Source organism: Streptomyces sp. RK9 (assembly GCF_045070545.1).
GTDB classification, from domain to species: domain Bacteria; phylum Actinomycetota; class Actinomycetes; order Streptomycetales; family Streptomycetaceae; genus Streptomyces; species Streptomyces alboflavus.
In genome coordinates, this window is record NZ_CP173703.1 from 4563906 (window position 1) to 4581860 (window position 17955).

Consider the following 17955-nt stretch of genomic DNA (forward strand, 5'->3'; position numbering starts at 1 on the left):
CACCCCTCACTCCTCCTGGCCCGCGCCCATGACCATGACGCGCTTGGCCTCCTCGATCGCGGACTCGAACCCGGCGTCCGGGTCGCGCGAAAGCCGCTCCGTGGCGATCGCGTGCTCACGCACACGCGGGTCGGGGTCCGTCATGGCGGCGCGCAGGGGCGGCGAGTCCGCCGCACCGAGCGCGATGAGCGCCCGGCTGAGGCTGAGCCGCGTCTCGCGCCCGCCGCGGCCCAACTGCGTCGCCAACACCGCCGTCAGCTCCGGCTCCGCACCTTCCGGCACGAGCACGACCGCCGCCCGCCAGGCGCTGCGCGCCACTTCGTCGTCGGGGTCGGACAGCAGCTCCCGCGTGATGTCCGGCCACGCCCGCCGATCGCCGATCTTGGACAGCGTGTGCAGCGCCTGGCTCCGTGCCTGCGCGCGCTCCGAGCGGAGTTCGACGAGCAGCGCCGGGACCGTCGCCGACGCCGCGTGGCGCGTGAGGGCCCACGTCAGCATCTCCCGTACGGAGAACTCGGGCTCGACCGCGCACCGTTCGACGAGGGCGTCGAGGAAACGCGGGTCGGGCCTCGTGCCGACCGCGAGGGCCGCCCGCAGCCGCACGGACGCATGGCCGTCCTCCAGCCCTCGCAGGGCCCGCATCGCATCGGTGTCCTGTACTGGCAGGGTCATCGGGACCACCTCCTTGGCGCAGTGATGACCTTGACCGCAGTGAAGACCTTGTCACCGTGTCAAGGTCAAGCGCGCCCCGGGTGGGCCTGTGCGTGATGGCCGGTCACGCCTGGTCCTTGCCGTCCTGCCGGCGCACCGGTTCCGCGATCCAGACGGGGGCGTACGGGGACGTGCAGCCCGGGGCGTCGGGTGGTCCTTGAGCACCTCCAGGCGCTCGCCGATGGTGAGGGCGCGGGCGCGGTGCCCGGCGTGGTCGATGCCGATCCGGGCCAGGCGCGGCTGCTCGGCGTGCGGGCTCTTCTTCACCGCGTGGTTCACGAGGTCCTGCTGTGTCTTGAGCCGTTCGGCGAGGGCGCGCAGCTTGCTGAGGTTCACGCCGTGGTCGTCGCCGTGCTTCTCGTTCACCGCGCGTGCCTTGGGGTCCTCCAACTCGGCCAGCTCGGCAAGGACCTCGGCGACCGTCGTTCCGGTCGGCGTCGTCTCGGGCACGGCGGCCTCCTGTCCGTCACGGGCGGGACTCACCCTACGACGGGCGTCGGGGCCCGGCCGAACACGCCGGCCCGGCCGGGCCCCGACGCCCTCAGGAGAAGCCGCCGCCCTCAGGAGAAGCCGCCGCCCTCAGGAGAAGTCGAGGACCAACCGGCCCCGCAGCCCGCCCGTCTCCAGCATGCGGTGGGCCTTGGCCGCCTCCTCGGCGGGCAGCACCTCGGCCACGCGCAGCGTCAGGGTGCCGTCCTCGGCCCGGCGGCGCAGCATGTCGAGGCCGGTGGTGTCAGTGATGCCGTCCGCCACCATCACCGGGTGCACCCGGACGCCACGCTCGGCCGGGCCGGACCAGCCCCGCAGCTCGGCCATCGCCCCGCCGTCGGCGATGGCGGGCACCACCTCGGTGGTCTGCAGCGAACCGTCCACGAGACCGGGGACACCTCCCGGGACCAGCGCGCGGATCCGGGCGGCCACATCGGCGCCGCGCCCGACGACGTGGTCGGCGCCGAACCCGCGCACCACCTCGACGTCCGACGCGGCGGCATCGGCGATCACGGTCAGCCCGTCCGCCTTGGCCAGCTCGACCGCGTACCCGCCGACGGCCCCCGCGGCACCCGTCACGGCGACGGTCCCGCCGCGCGGCACGGCCAGCGCGTCCAGGGCGAGGCGTGCGGTCATGGCGTTCATGAGGAGGGTGGACGCGGCGGGGAAGTCCGCGCCCTCGGGGGCAGGTACCACCGACGCGGCGGGTACGACGACCTGCTCGGCGTAGGCCCCGCCGTGCGGTCCGGTGAACAGGACCATGGCGACCACCCGTTGGCCCACGGCGAGCCGACCGTCGGCTCCCGGCCCGAGCTGGTCGATCACCCCGGCGGCGTCCATGCCGGGCACGAACGGGGGCCGCCGACCGGCCATGCGGACGGCGTGGCCGCCGGTGCGCAGCATCACGTCGGTGGGGTTGACGGCGGCGGCGTGCACCCGGATACGGACCTCGCCGGGGCCCGCCTGCGGCTCGGGCAGATCAAGGACCCGCAGTGCTTCCGGGCCGCCGAAGTCATGGGCACCTATGGCTCTCATGCCGCCTGCAACTGCGGGTGCCTGGAGGGTATTCCGGGCGGAGTGCGGACCCGCGCCGGCGCCGTTGGACAGGTCCAGGTCGTGGCTGCCGCCGGAGAAGATGTCGCTCACCGGCCTATGATGCGATCCCGGCCCGTGACCTGCTTGGAGAAGACGCATGACGGATGCGAGCACCGGCAAAGTGGTCGTGAACAGGGCGATGTCCCTGGACGGTTTCATCGCCGGACCCGGCCACACGATGGACTGGATCTTCGAGCACATGACGTCGGCGACGTTCCCCGAGGTCATGGCGGCCACGGGCGCCATGCTCATCGGCCGGGGCACGTACGAGGTCGGCAAGCGCATGTCCGACGAGAACGGCGGCTACGACGGCGGTGCGCAGTTCGTCCTCACCCACCGTCCGCCCGACGATCCTGACCCCGGCGTCACCTTCCTCACCTGCGACATCGAGGAGGCCGTGGCCACGGCGCGGCGCGCCGCCGGCGACAAGAACCTGGAGATCCTCGGCGCCGACGTGGCCGCCCAGTGCCTGCGGCGCGGCCTCGTCGACGAGATCCTGGTGTACGTGCTGCCGGTGCTGCTCGGCGACGGCGTCCGCTTCACACCGCCGGGCCTCGACCCGATCGACCTGGAGCTGTTCAGCACCATGCAGTCGGGCGGGGTCACGATGCTGCGCTTCCACGTGCGCAAGTAACGTCCTAAGCGCCCGCTGTGCCCTCGGCTTGCGCCACGCCCCGGGTGCCCGCCGCACCCTCGGCGTCCGGCGCGCCCTCCGGCTCGGCCGTGAGGACCAGCACGGCGATCTGCACGCGGTTCTCCAGCCCGAGGCGCGTGAGGATCCGGTTGACCGTGCTCTTGACGGCAGGCTGCGCGAGGCCGAGTACCGCCCCGATCCGCGCGTTCGACAGGCCCTGCGCCACGAGCCGGGCGACCTCCCGCTCCCGGGCGGTGAGGGCGCCGAGCGGTCCTTCCGTCCCCGGGGCCGGGGCGGGGCGTGCGGCGCCGGGCAGCAGCGGGGGCGGCAGGTCGGAGAAGGCGCGGATGAGGCGCCGGGTCACCGTGGGCGCGAGCATCGCCTCACCGGCCGCCACCACGCCGATCGCCTCGACCAGCGCCTGCGGCGTCGTGTTCTTCAGCAGGAACCCGCTCGCCCCGGCGCGCAGCGCGGCGTGCACGTACTCGTCCAGGTCGAACGTGGTGAGCATCAGCACGCGCGGACGCGGGCCCGGGTGCGGCCAGCCGTCGAGGATCCGCCGGGTCGCCTCCACCCCGGTCATGCCGGGCATCCGCACATCCATCAGGATCACGTCCGGGCGCAGCGCGAACGCCGCCTCGACGGCCCGCTCTCCGTCCGCCGCCTCGCCCACCACGTCCACCTCGGTGCGCCGGAGCATCGCCCGCAGCGCGGTCCTGACCAACTCCTGGTCGTCCACCGTGAGGACGCGGACCGCCGCCCCCATCAGCCCGACCCCGTTCCGGTACGTTCCCGCGCCGCGTCCGGCGCCGCGGCACGGAACGTCGCCACGACGCACCAGCCGCCGCCCTCGTCGGGCCCCGCGCGCAGCCTGCCCCCGAACAGCGCGGTGCGCTCGCGCATCCCGATCAGGCCGAGCCCGGAGCCGGGCAGTAGGGGCGGCGGGTCCGCTGCCGTCGGCGCCGCGTTGACCACGGTGACCGTCAACAGGCCGTCCCGCCAGGTCAGTTCGACGCGCACGCGCACCGCGCCGGCGTGCTTGCGGACGTTGGACAGCGCCTCTTGGACCACGCGGTACGCGGACATCTGCACGGCGGGCGCCAGGCTCGCGACCGGTCCGGTCACCTTGAGGTCGACGGGGCAGCCCACGGCGGAGGAATCGGCAGCGAGCCGGTCCAGGTGGCGCAGGGACGGCTCCGGCAGCGGGCCCCCGCCGAACTCCGGCGACCGCTCCCCGCACGCGTCGGCCCCCGCGCCGGGGGCCACCCCGTCGGCGGGCGGCGGCGGGTCGGCGAGCAGGCACACCAGGCCGCGCATCTCCTCCAGGGCGATGTCGGCGGCCTCGCCGATGGCCGTCACGCCCTGCCCCGCGGCGTGCGGGTCGTCGGGCAGGACGACGCCCGCGGCGCGCGCCTGGAGGGCGATCGCGCTGATGTGATGGGCCACCAGGTCGTGCAGTTCGCGGGCGATGCGGGTGCGCTCGGCCGTCACCGCACGGCGGGCGCTCACCTGTTGCTCGGCGCGGAGCCGGGCCGCCAGGTCGCGCAGCCGCTCCGCGTCCGCGTACAGCCGCCGCCGGGAGGCGCCGAGGAGCCACACGGCCGTCGAGATCCCGGCGGCCACCACCATGTCGGCGAAGGCCAGCGGCACTTCGGGCGCGGGCGACGGCAGCAGGTGGAGGCGGTCGCCGATGCGCTCGGGGGCGAGGAAGGCCACGGTCATGGCGGCGGGGGCGAGGAGGCTCCACGGTGCGGGTGTGCGGCGGGCCACCAGGTAGCAGGCCAGGAGCGGGGACTGCGCGTTGTCACCGGCCGGGTCGAGCAGTTCGCCGAGCAGATAGCAGCCCACGCTCACGGCGAGGACGGGCCCCGGTCGACTGCGCCCCCACGCCAACGGCACGGACGCGCCCACCAGCAGCCCCACGACGAGCACCGACGCCCCAACACCGGCCGGCAGCGGGTGATCCAGGCGCAGCAGCACCGCGAGGACGGTCAGCCCGGCCGCGAGCAGTACGTCGCCGGTGCGCCCGGAGAGCCTGCGCCGCAGCGGTGCGCACCGGGCCCATGCTCCTGTCCATGCCGCTGCCGCCCATGCCATGGCCCCCGCGCCGCCCTTCCGGGCCCGCCGCCCCTCGCGGACCGGCGGCACAGGCGAGTCCGTGCCGTGTGGGGGAGCGGGCCCCTTCCGTACCGGCGCCATCCCTGTCTCCGTCACGAGCAGCCCCCGTCCTCCGCCCCGCGCTTCCGGAACCTCGCGTCAGCGTACGGCCGGCCTCCCCACCCGGCACGCGCGGCCAACCAAAGTTGCCCGGCCGTCCCCTCCCCACGCAGGACGTCGGGCCGAGGCCCCCGTCCGTAGCGTCGGACCACAGCCGACGAGACGACCGGAAAACGGTCGGCGGCGACCCCACGAAGACGATCCGGAGGATTCCGCATGCCCGCACACCCGCCCCGGAACCAGCCCACCGCCCGACGCCACCGAACCGCCCTGGCCGTCACGGCCACCCTCGCCGCGGCGGCCGTCGCTCTCCCGCCCGCCCTCGCCTCGGCGAGCCCGGGCGGGACGGCCGGGACGGGACGCCCCGGCCCGCAAGGCCCCGCGCGTGCCGTGGACGCGGACTTCCAGCGCGACGCCGACGCCGTGCGCGCCACCGGAGCCGTCGGCGTCCAGGCCCGGGTCACCGGCGGACGCACCACCCCCACGTCCGGCCCCCGCACCGTCACCAGCGGCACCGCCGACATCCGCACCGGCCGCGCGGTCCCCGCCGACGGCTACTTCCGCATCGCGAGCAACACCAAGACGTTCGTGGCCACCGTCGTCCTGCAACTCTCCGCCGAGCGGAAGCTCTCGCTGGACGACACCGTCGAACGCTGGCTGCCCGGTCTGGTGCGCGGCAACGGCAACGACGGCCGCCGCATCACCCTGCGCCACCTGCTTCAGCACACCAGCGGCATCCACGACGACTACCCCGGCTTCGACAGCGCGGCGCGGTACTACGAGAAGCGCTTCGACCCCTACACCCCGCGTCAGCTCGTCGAGCGGGCCATGCGGCACCGCCCCGACTTCCGGCCCGGCAAGGGCTGGGCGTACTCCAACGTCGGCTACATGCTGCTCGGCATGGTCATCGAGAAGGCGACCGGCCGCACCTGGCACGCCGAGGTGCGTGCGCGGCTCCTGAAGCCGCTCGGGCTGCGGCACACGTACCACCCGGGCGGCTCACCCTCCGTCAGGACGCCGCACGCCCGCGGCTACCAGCGCTTCGCCACCGCGCCCAAGCTGGTGGACGTCACTCTCCTCAAGGACGCCAACGCCGCGGGCGGCCTCATCGGCACCACCGCCGACCTGAACCGCTTCTTCCGCGCCCTGCTCGGCGGGAAGGTCTTGAAGCCCGCCCAGCTCAAGGAGATGAAGCGCACCGTCCCGCTGAACAAGGAGTTCCAAGTGCCCTACCCCGGGGCGCGCTACGGCCTCGGCCTGATGAAGAACAAGCTGCCGTGCGGGGGCTGGTACTGGAGCCACGGCGGCGACGAGATCGGCTACATGAGCCGCAACGCCGTCACCGACGACGGGCGCGTCGCCGTCACCGCCTCGATGTCCACCGAGTGGAGCACGTCCGCCGCGGACACCCTGCCCCAGCACCGCGCCGCGATCCGCATGGTCACCCGGGAACTCTGCGCCCGGCGCGATTTGCCGTACCAGCAACATTAGTTGTCATCCCGGCCAAGGTCGTCGCAACCTGGTGTCCGGCCAACGGGCCCTCGTACACCATCAGGAGGCAGGCGATGACCACCCGCGAAGACATCGGATCCGCGCTCGGCACGGGCGGCGACGCGCCGCTCAACAACCGGGTCCACCACGTCCGTTCCGACGAGCTCGACGGCTACGCCGCCATCAGCGGCGGCACGGTCGGCTCGAAGAAGCTCTGGATGGGCCGGGTGGAGAACCCGCCGCTGAGCTCGACGGACAACCACCACCACGGCGCGTCGGAGGCGGGGATCTTCGTGGTCAGCGGCCACCCCGTGTTCGTCTTCCACGACGGCACGCAGGAGGTGCGGATCACCGCCGATCCCGGCGACTTCGTGCTCGTGCCGCCGTTCGTCCCGCACCGGGAGGAGAACCCCGACCCGGTCGAGCCCGTGGTCGTCGTGATCGCGCGCACCACCCAGGAGCCGATCAAGGTCTCGGTGCCCGAGCTGTACCAACACACCGGCGCACAAGCGCAGTCGTAGCCCCGGACCACGGTGTCCATCCGGCTGGCCCCCGTTCCGTCAGGGGGCCGGCCGGATGGGCCGGGGCCCGCGCGGTTCCTAGCCTCGGGGCATGATCATTCGTCGTTTGTGGCTGTCGGTCGGCGCGTTGACACTGGCCGCTTCGGCCCTGCCGTCCGCCGCGGCCTCGGCCCTGCCCCGCCCCGCCGCCGATGACCGGTCCGCGCAGCGCGACGCCGGTCCGCGCGAAGCCCTGCAACGGGACGCCGACGCCCTGCGCGACGCCGGGGTCACGGGCGTGGCCGTCCGCCTCGAAACCCCGCGCGGGACCGTCAAGGCCCGCTCCGGCGTCCGCGACCTGAAGAGCGGGCGGCCGGTCCCGCGGGACGGCCACCTGCGGCTCGGCAGCATCACGAAGACATACGTCGCCACCGTCGTGATGCAACTCGTGGGCGAGCGCCGCCTCTCCCTCGACCAGCCGGTGGAGGAACTCCTCCCCGGTGTCGTCTCCGGCAACGGAAACGACGGGCGGACCATTACCGTTCGCGATCTGCTGCGGCACACCAGCGGCCTGTACGACTACACGCGCGACGTTTTCCCCGACCCCAGCGCCCGGACGTACTTCGCCAAGCGCTGGCAGTCCTACCGTCCCGAGCAGTTGGTCGCCCTGGCCATGCGCCACAAGCCGGACTTCGCGGCGGGCAAGGGCTGGGCGTACTCCAACACCAACTACGTACTCGCCGGAATGATCATCGAGAAGCTGACGGGCCGGACCTGGGAGCAGCAGGTCGATGACCGCGTCCTGCGCCCCCTCGGACTGCGCCGCACGCACACCGGCGCCGTACCGTTCCTGCCGGCCCCGCACACCGTGAACTACCAGCAGTTCGCCGAGGGCGGCCCGAGGGTCGACACCACGATCCCCTACCGGCCCTTCGACAGCGGAGCCGACGGCGCGATGACCGGCACGGCACACGAGGCCAACCGCTTCTTCGCCGCGCTCGCCGACGGACGGCTCCTGAAGCCCGCCGAGCTGGCCGCCATGCGGACCACCGTCCCCGTGCCGCAGGGGAGCGGCCACCCGGCGGGGACCGGGGACGGTCTCGGTCTCTTCGCCACCCCGCTGTCCTGCGGCGGAAGCTACCTCACGCACGGCGGCAGCGGCTTCGGCTACGTCATGCGGACCGCCACCACCACCGACGGCGAACGCACCGTCACCGTCTCCGCGCACAGCCGCTCCGCCGACCCGAAGGCCGCGGCCCGCCACGAGGACCTCATGCGCGAACTGGTCGACAACGCCCTGTGCCGCGACGCCGGGTGACAGGCCGACGGCGGCACGGTCGGCACCGGCGGCTCACGGGAACGTGAGCGTCCCGTCGACCGGGATCACCAGGTACCAGCGCAGCGACGTGTCGTCGTACGGGCCGCAGGCGAGAACGCGGACGTCCACGGGGTCCGGCGCGAGCAGCGGGAAGTACATCGGGCGGACGTCGCCGGACGGGTCCGGCTCCGGCGGGGCGGGCGCGGGGGCGTCCCAGAACGCGGCGACACCCGGCTCGGCGCGGACCGCGTCGACGACCTCGCCGAGCCGGGCGTTGTCCGGCCAGCGCTGCCAGGCCAGGCGCAGCCGGGTGAGGAGAGGCACGGCCCAGCGGCTCTCCCAGTCGCGCAGCTGATAGCGGGCCTCGTGCGAGAACGCCCAGGTCATGACGTTCGCGCCGGGGCGCACCAGCCAGGGGCAGTGGCGGGCGGCGACGGTGTTGGCGTCGACCACGTCCCAGGCCTGGTCGCAGAGGAAGCTGATGTGGCGCTGCTCCCGCATGAGCCGGGCCAGCGCGGGGTCGACGCCGACACCGTTGCCGCCCGTTCCCGGTCGCGCCGGGGGCTCGTGGCCGGTGCCCCGGTGCAGCGCGGCCGTCCGGCGCGGGGACAGGTCCAGGATCCGGGCGATCCCGGCGATCATCTCGCGGCTGTACCGCCGGTCCTCGCCCTTCTCCAGGGCCCGATACCAGCGCTCGGAGACGCCGAGCAGCAGTGCCACGTCGAGTTGTGTCAGGTAGCTGCGATGGCCGCGCGTGGGGGCGATGCCGGGCACCTGTGCGGGGTCGCGGGCCATGCGCCAGGCGCGGAGCATGCGGCCGAGGTCCTCGCGTCGCGCGTTCGTCACGGGTAAAGACCTCGCAAAGATGACTGGGCTGATCAGGGGTTTCTCGGTGTCGATGGTGGATTCGCGGCCTTTCGGCGCAGGTGGCAGGATCGCATGCCGGACGCCCGCACCGGAACCTCCCGGTTCCGGAACGCCGGAGTTCCGATCTTGGGCGCGATACGACGTCCAGGGTGGGCCCGGTCGGCACGGCCGGCGGCGCCAACGACGCTCCGCCCCCGACCCCGCGCCCTGACCTATGGAGAACGACCGATGACCTACTTCCTGCCGGAAACCGCTCCCGTACTGACCGCCGCCCGCGGTCTAGCCCTCGTCCACCCCGACAAGGTCGAGGTCAACGCCGCTCCGCTGTTCCTGCGGGCGCGCGCCCCGCACCCCGACCGGCGGGTGGCGCTGGTGTCGGGCGGCGGCTCCGGGCACGAGCCGCTGCACACCGGTCTGCTCGGGCGCGGCGGCCTGGACGCGGTGTGCCCCGGCGAGGTGTTCGCCTCCCCGCACAACCGGCAGATCTACGAGGCAGGCGTCGCCGCCGCGAAGAGCGAGGGCGTGCTCCTGGTCGTCAAGAACTACACGGGCGACGTGATCAACTTCCAGATCGCGGCCGAGCGCCTGCGGCACGACGGCATCCCGGTCGCGACCGTCCTCGTCGACGACGACCTGGCCACCGACGCCGCCGACAGCGCCACCGGCCGCCGCGGCACCGCCGCCACGGTCGTCGTGGAGAAGCTGCTCGGCGCCGCCGCCGACCGGGGCGCCTCCCTGGCGGAACTCCAGGAGCTCGGCACCCGCGTCGTGGCCCAGTCCCGCAGCATCGCCGTCGCGGCCCGCGCCCAGACCTCGCCCACGACGTCGGCCCCCGCCTTCACCCTGGATGCCGGAGTCCTCGACTACGGCGTCGGCATTCACGGAGAGCGCGGCACCCGCACCATCGCCAGGCCCCCGGTCGACGACCTCGTCCGGCGGATGACCGACGACCTCCTCGACGCGCTGCCGCCGGGCCCCGACGAGGTGCTCGCCCTCGTCAACGGCCTCGGCGCCACCACCGACCTCGAGCTGCACGCCATCGGCGTCCTGCTGACCGAGCGGCTCGCCGAGCGCGGCCTGCGTCCCGTGGTGACCGTCGCCGGGACGTACACCTCCGCCCTGGACATGTCCGGGTTCTCGCTCACCCTCACCCGCCTCGACGAGGGCTGGGTCGATCTGTGGCAGGCGCCGGCCGAGACGCCGCTCGTCCTGCCCCGGCCGATGAGCGCGGACGGCGCCGCCACGGCGGGGGACAGCGCGCCCGAGCGGCCCGCGCCCGCCGCGTCGGCCGCCGCGCCCGCCCTCGCCACCGGCAGCCGCGTCGTGCTCGACCGCTACGCGGACATCGTGGCGCAGGTCCGCGACAACCTCACCAAGCTCGACCAGCTCGTCGGCGACGGCGACTTCGGCGACAACCTCTCCGGCGGCGTCCGGCGCGCCGTGAAGCTCGCCGACACCTCGGGCGCCGACGGCGTGGCCGCCCTCGCCGAGGCGTTCCTCAACGACGTCGGCGGCACCAGCGGCCCGCTGTTCGGCCTTCTCTTCAAGCACCTGGCGGCCGCCGGGACCGGCACGGAGCAGGCGCCGTCGATCGCGGCCCTCGCCGAGGCCACGGCCGGCGCGCACGCTGCCATCCACCGCGTGGGCGGTGCGCGGGTCGGCGACTGCACGATCGTCGACGCGCTGGCGCCCGCCGCCGAGTCGCTGGCCGCCGCGGCCGGGGCCGAGGCCGGTTCCGAGGGCGCGGAGGCCCCGCTCACGACCGCCGCGCAGGCCGCGATCCGCGGTGCCCTCTCGACCGCGTCCCTGCGCCCCCGGCGCGGCCGCGCGAGCTACGTCGGCGACCACGCGCTCGGCGTGCCGGACCCGGGCGCGCTCGCCGTCGCCCTGCTCTTCGTGGCCCTCGCCGACATCCACGAGCCGACGATGGCCACCCGCCTCCCGGCCCCGGGGTACGTGACCGTGCTCTGACCCGGCCCGGCCGGATACCGCCCTGCCCAGGTGAGCCGTGTCTCACCTGGGCAGGGCCACTTGTCTATGCAACGAGTTGCATAGAAGGATTCGGGCATGGCGCTCGAGCACGCGATCCTCGTCTCCCTCCTCGAGAAGCCGGGCTCCGGCTATGAGCTTGCCCGGCGTTTCGACCGGTCGATCGGCTACTTCTGGGCCGCGACCCACCAGCAGATCTACCGCGTCCTCAAGCGCATGGAGGGCGACGGCTGGATCGACGTCCGTGAGGTCGCGCAGCCGGACCGGCCGGACAAGAAGGAGTACTCCGTCGCCGCGCCGGGCCGGACGGCGCTCTCGCGGTGGCTGCACGAGCCGATCGAGCCGGAGAGCGTGCGGCACGAGCTGGCCGTGAAGATCCGCGGCGCCGCCTTCGACGACCCGGTCGCCCTGATCGACGAGGTGGAGCGCCACCGCCGGGCGCACGCCGACCGGCTCGCGCACTATCTCGCGGGGGAGCGGCGCGACTTCACCGGACCCGACGCCCCCGGGACGCCCGACGCCGGTCAGGAGCTCCAGCACGTCGTGCTGCGCGGCGGCATCGCGTACGAACGCATGACGCTCGCCTGGCTCGACGACGTGATCGCCACCCTCCAGAGGCTCGGCCCCGAGCGCTGAACCGGGCCGAGCGCCCTCCCATGCCCGAAGTCCTCTCTCCCTCAACTCCCGAGCGTCCCTCAACTCCCGGGGCTCTCTCAACTCCCGAGCCGGAAAGGCGAAATGCCATGGCCGACCCGCTGCTGTTCAATCCGCGCACGTACGACCCGACCCACTTCGACGCCGAGACGCGCAGGCTCCTTCGCGCGACCGTCGACTGGTTCGAGGCGCGCGGCAAGCGCAAGCTGATCGAGGACTACCGCTCGCGCGCCTGGCTGGCGGACTTCCTCGCGTTCTCCGCGAAGGAGGGCCTCTTCGCGACCTTCCTCACCCCGGCGGCGGACGCCCAGGAGGGCCACGGCGACAAGCGCTGGGACACCGCCCGGATCGCCGCCCTCAACGAGATCTTCGGGTTCTACGGCCTCGACTACTGGTACGCCTGGCAGGTCACCATCCTCGGCCTCGGCCCGGTCTGGCAGAGCGACAACGCCGCGGCCCGCGCCCGTGCGGCCGAACTCCTTTCCCAGGGCGAGGTGTTCGCGTTCGGCCTGTCCGAGAAGGCCCACGGCGCCGACATCTACTCCACCGACATGCTCCTGGAGCCGGACGGCGACGGCGGCTTCCGGGCCAGCGGCTCCAAGTACTACATCGGCAACGGCAACGCCGCCGGGCTCGTCTCCGTCTTCGGCCGCCGCACCGACGCCGAGGGCCCCGACGGCTACGTCTTCTTCGCCGCCGACAGCCGTCACGAGGCGTACCACCTGGTCAAGAACGTCGTCGACTCCTCGAAGTACGTCAGCGAGTTCCGCCTGGAGAACTATCCGGTCCGCGCCGAGGACGTCCTGCACACCGGCCGCGCCGCCTTCGACGCCGCCCTGAACACCGTCAACGTCGGCAAGTTCAACCTCTGCACCGGCGCGATCGGCATCTGCGAGCACGCGATGTACGAGGCCGTCACGCACGCCCACAACCGCATCCTCTACGGCCGCCCCGTCACCGCGTTCCCGCACGTGCGCCGGGAGTTGACCGACGCCTACGTCCGCCTCGTCGGCATGAAGCTGTTCAGCGACCGCGCCGTGGACTACTTCCGCTCCGCCGGCCCCGACGACCGCCGCTACCTCCTCTTCAACCCCATGACGAAGATGAAGGTGACCACGGAGGGCGAGAAGGTCATCGACCTGATGTGGGACGTCATCGCGGCCAAGGGCTTCGAGAAGGACACCTACTTCGCCCAGGCCGCCACCGAGATCCGCGGCCTGCCGAAGCTGGAGGGCACGGTCCACGTCAACCTCGCCCTGATCCTGAAGTTCATGGGCAACCACCTCCTGAACCCGGCCGAGTACGCGCCCGTGCCCACCCGCCTGGACGCGACCGACGACGACTTCCTCTTCCGCCAGGGCCCCGCCCGCGGCCTCGGCGCCATCCGGTTCCACGACTGGCGCACGGCCTACGACGCGTACGCCGAGGTGCCGAACGTCGCCCGGCTCCGCGAACAGGCCGACGCGCTCTGCGAGTTCGTCACCACCGCGGCCCCCGACGAGAAGCAGAGCCGCGACCTCGACCTGCTGCTCGCCATCGGCCAGCTGTTCGCGCTCGTCGTGCACGGCCAGCTCATCCTGGAGCAGGCCCGCCTGACCGGTCTGGATCAGGACGTCCTCGACGAGCTGTTCGCCGTGCTCGTACGGGACTTCTCCGCGTACGCCGTCGAGCTGCACGGCAAGGACTCCGCCACCGAGGCGCAGCAGGCCTGGGCCCTCGGCGCGGTCCGCCGTCCGGTCGTCGACGAGGCCCGCTCGGCGCGGGTCTGGGAGCGCGTGGAGGCGCTTGCAGGGGCGTACGAGATGGCGCCGTAGCCGTTCTTCGGGCCGACCGCGAGGTGGCCGACGGCGAGGTGCCTGGCCGCGCGTGCGCGCGGCCAGGCACCGTGGTGCTGTGATGGTGCGTGGTGCTGTGATGGTGCGGGGCGCTACGAGCCTTTGTACCGACGGGAGTCGACTACCGCGCGTCGACCAGCGTGCGGCCGTCGGTCGGGATGCGCGATGCGGCGCCATTGCGGTAGGCGGCCTCGACGCGGGCCTGTTCGGCCGCGTCGGGCACCGCGTTCTTGCAGCTTGTGCCGGCGCTTGAGCCCGACATCAGCTGGGAGCACGGGCCGGGCTTGGTGTCCGGCAGGCCCAGGTTGTGGCCGATCTCGTGGGCGGCGATGCGGGTCTTGTCGTGGCCCTGCGTGACCGCCTGCTGGCCGAGCTGGACCTGGGCCCTGCCGCCGGGGCGTACCGGGCCGAGGGTGGCCTGCGGCCAGCCGCTGGTGGCCACGATCTGGATCTCCGCCCGGGTGCCGGGTGCGGCCTCGACGAGCTTGACGTTGTCGACGTTGGAGTTCCACGTGGCGACTCCGGCCGCGATGGCCGACTCCCAGCCGGCGGCGCGGCTGTCGTCGTAGCGGAGCGTCACGACGGCCGACGCTTTCTTCGCCGCGTCCTGTTCGGGCGCGGACAAGGCGTTCGCGGCGGGCGCCAGGGTCAGGGCGACCGCTGCGGCGGTGCCGGCTATTCCTAGCCGTATGTAGTGCACCATTGCTGTCCCTTCACTTGTGGGGGGCCTCGGTCCCGTGCGGGGCCGAGAGTGTGGGGAGAGGGTGCGGCGGCGGGTCTCAGGGCTTGCGCGCCACCGCCCCGTACATGGCGATGTCCCGGTCGCGGACGTCCCGTTGCCCGCTGCCCGGCCGCCACTTGTGGACTTGCGTCACTCCGGGCTCGACCAGGTCGAGCCCGTCCAAGAACGAGGTGGTGGTCGGCAGGTCGCGGAGCACCATGGGCATGTTCTGCCGGGCGTACTCCTCGGCGACCCGACCGACCTCATCGGGCGCGAAGTCGGCGGTGCCGATGGTCATCGCCAGATAGCTGCCGGAGGGGAGCGGGTCGAGGAGGCGCCGCACCAACTGCCCGTCGTCGGGCGGCAGGATGAAGTGCAGCATGCCGATGACCATCAGGCCGACCGGCTGGTCCAGGTCGATGAGCGCGCGCGTCTCCGGGCTGTCGAGGATGGCGTCGGGGTCGTGCATGTCGGCGTCGACGTACGCGGTCGCGCCCTCGGGGGAGCTCTGCAGCAGGGCACGGGCGTGGGTGAGGACGATGGGGTCGTTGTCCACGTAGACCACGTGCGACTCCGGGGCCACCTCCTGCACCACCTCGTGCAGGTTCGGGGCGGTGGGCAGCCCGGTGCCGATGTCCAGGAACTGCCGGATGCCCTTCTCCCGCGCCAGGAAGCGCCCGGCGCGGTGCATGAACCGGCGGTTCTCCCGCATGTGCACCGGCAGCGACGGCCAGTGCCCGCACATGGCGTCGCCCGCCTCGATGTCCACGAGGTAGTGGTCCTTGCCGCCGAGGATGTAGTCGTACACCCGAGCGGAGTGCGCGGTGGAGGTGTCGACTCGGTCCAGGGGGCCGGACATGCGGGGCTCCGTTCCTTGCTGCTGTGGGTCGTGCCAGACGGTACAGCGCTGAACCTCTGCGCGAACAGCGGCCCCACGGCCAACAAAGCCTCTGCTCCCGGAAGTTGTACGGAATGCGGGGTCGGTGAAGCGCTCGGGCGCCGCCGGAGGGCACTGCCGGAGTCCTGCCCATGTGTCCGGTTCGCGCGCTTGTCGACAAGTCGCCCTCTCGCCACGCTGGCCGTTTCCGCCAGGCAGGGGGGCATGTGACGATCTTCGACAAGCGGCCCGACATGACCGAACACCTCAACCGGATCCGCGTCGACCTCGCCGAGCTGCGGCAGCGCGTCGACGACCAGCGCCACGCAGTCGACCAGGCACGCCAGGACGCCAACGCCGCCATCACCACCGGTCTCGCCGAGATCCGGGCCGTCGTCCGCGACGGCCTCGACCGTGGCCACGACACGCTCCGCGACCCGCTCGCGACCCTCGGCACGGAACTGGAAGCCATCCGCGCCGTGCTCGACGACATCGGCCGCGGGCGGCCGGGAGCTGACGGGTCACCATCCGACCACGAGGAACCGCCGTCCGAGGCCGAGAAGCCCGGACACAAGGAGGCAGGGCGCGTGCGTCAGGACGAACCCGACAGCGACCACCGCGACCACCTCGGCCTGCTCCGCAAGGCCGCCGGAGTCTCCGCCGCCCGGCTCACGGTGCACCGCGACACCTGGGCCTTCCTCGTCGAACACGCGGGGCAGGACCGGCACTTCCACATTCCCGGCGCCGTCGCGGAGGACCGGGGCACCGTCGCGGTCGACGTCTCCGGCCTCAGCCTGGTCGCCGCCCTCACCAGCCTGCGCGGTGTCGAGCACGCCCCAGGCGTCGACCCCGGCACCGCGGCCATCGCCCGCCACCTGTACGAGCGCGTCGCCGACACCGTGCGCTCCCTGACCGCTTCACCGCACCCCGGCGCCGAACCGGTCCACATCGTCATCGACGACCGCGCCGCACCCGCCACCGACGAGGACCGGCCACCGGAGGCGCCGCAGATCTGAAGGGACCGCGGCCGTGACGCCCCCCCCCGCGACCGTGTCGCCGCTCAGTCGCCGGAGCTGTTCGCCGTGTTGAGCCACGCGCCGATCGTGGGCAGGGCGTCGGGTCCGCTGTCCTGCTCCACGGTGCCGACGAGGTCGGCGATGGAGACGCCCCGCAGGGACGCCTGCCAGGCCGCCTCGGCGGCGGCCATGGTGCGGGCGACGGGGCATGCCTTGGCGCAGTCCTCGGGTGGGGTCCCGAACGGGCCCCGCTGGCGGATCTCGGTGCACACGAACGCCGGGCCCGCCCCGTCGACCGCCCGGACCACGTCCAGGACCGTGATCTCGGTGGCAGGCCTGGTCAGTACGTAGCCGCCGGTCTTGCCCTGGACGGACTTGACGAGGCCCGCGCGGGACAGGGCCTGCATCTGCTTGGCCAGGTAGCTGGGCGAGACGTCGTGCAGCTGCGCGAGCCGGGCGGCCGGGACCGGTTCGCTCGCGGCGGTCAGCACCACGCAGCAGTGCACCGCCCACTCCACGCCGCCCGACATCTTCATGTGCTCTCCCCGTGTGACGCGCTCGCCCGCTTGACTCGGACACAGAGTATCCGAGTATTATCTCGGACATCGAATATCCGAGTTAGCTACGTCGTGTGACAGGAGCGTGGCGCTCGGTTCACGGAAGGGCAGGATCATGAAGATCACCGTCATCGGCGGCACCGGCCTCATCGGTTCGCAACTGGTCGCGAGGCTCCGCGAGGCCGGGCACGAGGTGGTCGCCTCGTCCCTGTCGACCGGGCTCGACCTGCTCACCGGCGCGGGTCTCGACGAGGCGCTCGACGGCGCGGACACGGTCGTGAACGTGTCGAACTCGCCCACGTTCGACGAGGCGTCCCCGGCGTTCTTCCGCACCACCATGGAGAACCTGCTGGCCGCGGGGGAGCGCGCGGGCGTCACCCACCAGGTCATCCTCTCCATCGTGGGCGTCGACCAGGTGCCGCAGCTGGACTACTACCGCGCGAAGACGCTCCAGGAGGAGCTGCTGCGCGGCGGGCCCACGCCGTACTCGATCGTGCGTGCCACCCAGTTCTACGAGTTCATGGACGCGGTCATGTCCTGGACGTCCGACGACGAGACCGTCCGCCTTCCCGCCACCCCCGTCCAGCCCATCGCCTCGGCCGACGTGGTCGCCGCCCTCGCCGACGTCGCCACCGCCCCGCCCCTGAACGGCACGCTGGACGTCGCGGGCCCCGACGCCTTCTCGCTGGACGACCTGGGCCGCCTCACGCTGGAGCGCCAGAAGGACCCGCGCACCGTCGTCACCGACGACAAGGCGGGCATGTTCGCCGCCGTCGAGGGCGACGTCCTGGTCCCGCGCTCCGGCGCGCGCCTGGCCGCCACCCGCTACGAGGACTGGCTGAGCGCTTCTCGGTAGGCGGCGCCGCCCTGTCGCCGCGCCCGAGGCGGCGGACGTCGTCGGCTCGGGCGCAGCGCTGACTGAGGGAGCGTCACGTCCTGGGTCGCGTACCGCTGTTACGCACCCATCATGAGCCGATAGAGCCA

General features: G+C 73.1%; 17 protein-coding genes and 1 pseudogene. 9 read left to right on the forward strand and 9 right to left on the reverse strand.

Going from position 1 to position 17955, the window contains the following annotated elements:
* Positions 1-6: 6 nt before the first annotated feature.
* From AB6L24_RS18705 to AB6L24_RS18715, 3 genes and pseudogenes are all read right to left on the reverse strand, one after another.
* Positions 7-672, reverse strand: coding sequence for a HEAT repeat domain-containing protein (locus tag AB6L24_RS18705; RefSeq protein WP_405656588.1), 666 nt, complete (start codon positions 670-672; stop codon positions 7-9).
* Positions 673-775: 103 nt separating this feature from the next.
* Positions 776-1161, reverse strand: a pseudogene (locus AB6L24_RS18710) (hypothetical protein).
* Positions 1162-1290: 129 nt separating this feature from the next.
* Complete coding sequence (locus AB6L24_RS18715; RefSeq protein WP_405657223.1) at positions 1291-2235, reverse strand: NADP-dependent oxidoreductase; 945 nt, start codon at positions 2233-2235, stop codon at positions 1291-1293.
* Between the two features lie 157 nt (positions 2236-2392).
* Between AB6L24_RS18715 and AB6L24_RS18720 the strand changes: the two genes are divergently transcribed.
* On the forward strand, positions 2393-2929 hold the full coding sequence (locus AB6L24_RS18720; RefSeq protein ID WP_405656591.1) for a dihydrofolate reductase family protein: 537 nt from the start codon (positions 2393-2395) through the stop codon (positions 2927-2929).
* Positions 2930-2933: 4 nt separating this feature from the next.
* Here the strand turns inward: AB6L24_RS18720 and AB6L24_RS18725 are convergent, their stop codons facing one another.
* Positions 2934-3695: a response regulator gene (locus tag AB6L24_RS18725; protein ID WP_405656592.1), complete on the reverse strand. Its 762-nt coding sequence runs from the start codon at positions 3693-3695 to the stop codon at positions 2934-2936.
* Positions 3695-5026 (reverse strand): sensor histidine kinase, encoded by a 1332-nt coding sequence (locus AB6L24_RS18730; RefSeq protein ID WP_405656593.1) that lies wholly within the window; start codon positions 5024-5026, stop codon positions 3695-3697. Before AB6L24_RS18730 ends, AB6L24_RS18725 begins: the two co-directional genes overlap by 1 nt.
* A gap of 336 nt (positions 5027-5362) precedes the next feature.
* Between AB6L24_RS18730 and AB6L24_RS18735 the strand changes: the two genes are divergently transcribed.
* The 3 genes from AB6L24_RS18735 (at position 5363) to AB6L24_RS18745 (ending at position 8455) form a co-directional block, all read left to right on the forward strand.
* Complete coding sequence (locus AB6L24_RS18735) at positions 5363-6637, forward strand: serine hydrolase domain-containing protein (protein WP_405656594.1); 1275 nt, start codon at positions 5363-5365, stop codon at positions 6635-6637.
* A 74-nt stretch (positions 6638-6711) separates the two neighbouring features.
* On the forward strand, positions 6712-7158 hold the full coding sequence (locus tag AB6L24_RS18740; protein ID WP_087882538.1) for a cupin domain-containing protein: 447 nt from the start codon (positions 6712-6714) through the stop codon (positions 7156-7158).
* 91 nt (positions 7159-7249) lie between these two features.
* Positions 7250-8455 carry a serine hydrolase domain-containing protein gene (locus tag AB6L24_RS18745; protein ID WP_405656595.1) on the forward strand — a complete coding sequence of 402 codons (1206 nt, stop codon included), beginning with the start codon at positions 7250-7252 and terminating at the stop codon, positions 8453-8455.
* Between the two features lie 33 nt (positions 8456-8488).
* Here the strand turns inward: AB6L24_RS18745 and AB6L24_RS18750 are convergent, their stop codons facing one another.
* Entirely contained in the window at positions 8489-9301 is an 813-nt protein-coding gene (locus tag AB6L24_RS18750; protein WP_405656596.1) for a helix-turn-helix domain-containing protein, read from the reverse strand.
* A gap of 249 nt (positions 9302-9550) precedes the next feature.
* Here AB6L24_RS18750 and AB6L24_RS18755 point away from each other — a divergent pair, with 249 nt between their 5' ends.
* The 3 genes from AB6L24_RS18755 (at position 9551) to AB6L24_RS18765 (ending at position 13779) form a co-directional block, all read left to right on the forward strand.
* Positions 9551-11293, forward strand: a complete 1743-nt coding sequence (locus AB6L24_RS18755) for a dihydroxyacetone kinase family protein (protein ID WP_405656597.1) — start codon at positions 9551-9553, stop codon at positions 11291-11293.
* 96 nt (positions 11294-11389) lie between these two features.
* Positions 11390-11947: a PadR family transcriptional regulator gene (locus AB6L24_RS18760; RefSeq protein WP_405656599.1), complete on the forward strand. Its 558-nt coding sequence runs from the start codon at positions 11390-11392 to the stop codon at positions 11945-11947.
* Between the two features lie 107 nt (positions 11948-12054).
* Positions 12055-13779 carry an acyl-CoA dehydrogenase family protein gene (locus AB6L24_RS18765; RefSeq protein WP_405656600.1) on the forward strand — a complete coding sequence of 575 codons (1725 nt, stop codon included), beginning with the start codon at positions 12055-12057 and terminating at the stop codon, positions 13777-13779.
* 142 nt (positions 13780-13921) lie between these two features.
* Here the strand turns inward: AB6L24_RS18765 and AB6L24_RS18770 are convergent, their stop codons facing one another.
* Positions 13922-14503: a snapalysin family zinc-dependent metalloprotease gene (locus AB6L24_RS18770; protein ID WP_405656602.1), complete on the reverse strand. Its 582-nt coding sequence runs from the start codon at positions 14501-14503 to the stop codon at positions 13922-13924.
* Positions 14504-14579: 76 nt separating this feature from the next.
* The gene (locus AB6L24_RS18775) at positions 14580-15380 is read right to left on the reverse strand and encodes an SAM-dependent methyltransferase (RefSeq protein WP_405656603.1); all 801 of its coding nucleotides are present in this window, start codon (positions 15378-15380) and stop codon (positions 14580-14582) included.
* A gap of 245 nt (positions 15381-15625) precedes the next feature.
* Here AB6L24_RS18775 and AB6L24_RS18780 point away from each other — a divergent pair, with 245 nt between their 5' ends.
* A complete protein-coding gene (locus AB6L24_RS18780) occupies positions 15626-16414 on the forward strand; it encodes a hypothetical protein (RefSeq protein ID WP_405656604.1) in 789 nt (262 codons plus the stop codon).
* Positions 16415-16458: 44 nt separating this feature from the next.
* Here the strand turns inward: AB6L24_RS18780 and AB6L24_RS18785 are convergent, their stop codons facing one another.
* Positions 16459-16950 carry an RrF2 family transcriptional regulator gene (locus AB6L24_RS18785; RefSeq protein ID WP_405656605.1) on the reverse strand — a complete coding sequence of 164 codons (492 nt, stop codon included), beginning with the start codon at positions 16948-16950 and terminating at the stop codon, positions 16459-16461.
* A 136-nt stretch (positions 16951-17086) separates the two neighbouring features.
* Between AB6L24_RS18785 and AB6L24_RS18790 the strand changes: the two genes are divergently transcribed.
* Positions 17087-17827 (forward strand): SDR family oxidoreductase, encoded by a 741-nt coding sequence (locus AB6L24_RS18790; RefSeq protein ID WP_405656606.1) that lies wholly within the window; start codon positions 17087-17089, stop codon positions 17825-17827.
* Positions 17828-17955 lie beyond the last annotated feature (128 nt).

Excerpts from the sequence above, each read along its gene's own strand:
- AB6L24_RS18705 (WP_405656588.1), bottom strand. The coding sequence starts at position 672 with ATGACCCTGCCAGTACAGGACACCGATGCGATGCGGGCCCTGCGAGGG.
- AB6L24_RS18715 (WP_405657223.1), bottom strand. The coding sequence starts at position 2,235 with ATGAGAGCCATAGGTGCCCATGACTTCGGCGGCCCGGAAGCACTGCGG.
- AB6L24_RS18720 (WP_405656591.1), top strand. The coding sequence starts at position 2,393 with ATGACGGATGCGAGCACCGGCAAAGTGGTCGTGAACAGGGCGATGTCC.
- AB6L24_RS18725 (WP_405656592.1), bottom strand. The coding sequence starts at position 3,695 with ATGGGGGCGGCGGTCCGCGTCCTCACGGTGGACGACCAGGAGTTGGTC.
- AB6L24_RS18730 (WP_405656593.1), bottom strand. The coding sequence starts at position 5,026 with ATGGCATGGGCGGCAGCGGCATGGACAGGAGCATGGGCCCGGTGCGCA.
- AB6L24_RS18735 (WP_405656594.1), top strand. The coding sequence starts at position 5,363 with ATGCCCGCACACCCGCCCCGGAACCAGCCCACCGCCCGACGCCACCGA.
- AB6L24_RS18740 (WP_087882538.1), top strand. The coding sequence starts at position 6,712 with ATGACCACCCGCGAAGACATCGGATCCGCGCTCGGCACGGGCGGCGAC.
- AB6L24_RS18745 (WP_405656595.1), top strand. The coding sequence starts at position 7,250 with ATGATCATTCGTCGTTTGTGGCTGTCGGTCGGCGCGTTGACACTGGCC.
- AB6L24_RS18755 (WP_405656597.1), top strand. The coding sequence starts at position 9,551 with ATGACCTACTTCCTGCCGGAAACCGCTCCCGTACTGACCGCCGCCCGC.
- AB6L24_RS18760 (WP_405656599.1), top strand. The coding sequence starts at position 11,390 with ATGGCGCTCGAGCACGCGATCCTCGTCTCCCTCCTCGAGAAGCCGGGC.
- AB6L24_RS18765 (WP_405656600.1), top strand. The coding sequence starts at position 12,055 with ATGGCCGACCCGCTGCTGTTCAATCCGCGCACGTACGACCCGACCCAC.
- AB6L24_RS18770 (WP_405656602.1), bottom strand. The coding sequence starts at position 14,503 with ATGGTGCACTACATACGGCTAGGAATAGCCGGCACCGCCGCAGCGGTC.
- AB6L24_RS18775 (WP_405656603.1), bottom strand. The coding sequence starts at position 15,380 with ATGTCCGGCCCCCTGGACCGAGTCGACACCTCCACCGCGCACTCCGCT.
- AB6L24_RS18785 (WP_405656605.1), bottom strand. The coding sequence starts at position 16,950 with ATGAAGATGTCGGGCGGCGTGGAGTGGGCGGTGCACTGCTGCGTGGTG.
- AB6L24_RS18790 (WP_405656606.1), top strand. The coding sequence starts at position 17,087 with ATGAAGATCACCGTCATCGGCGGCACCGGCCTCATCGGTTCGCAACTG.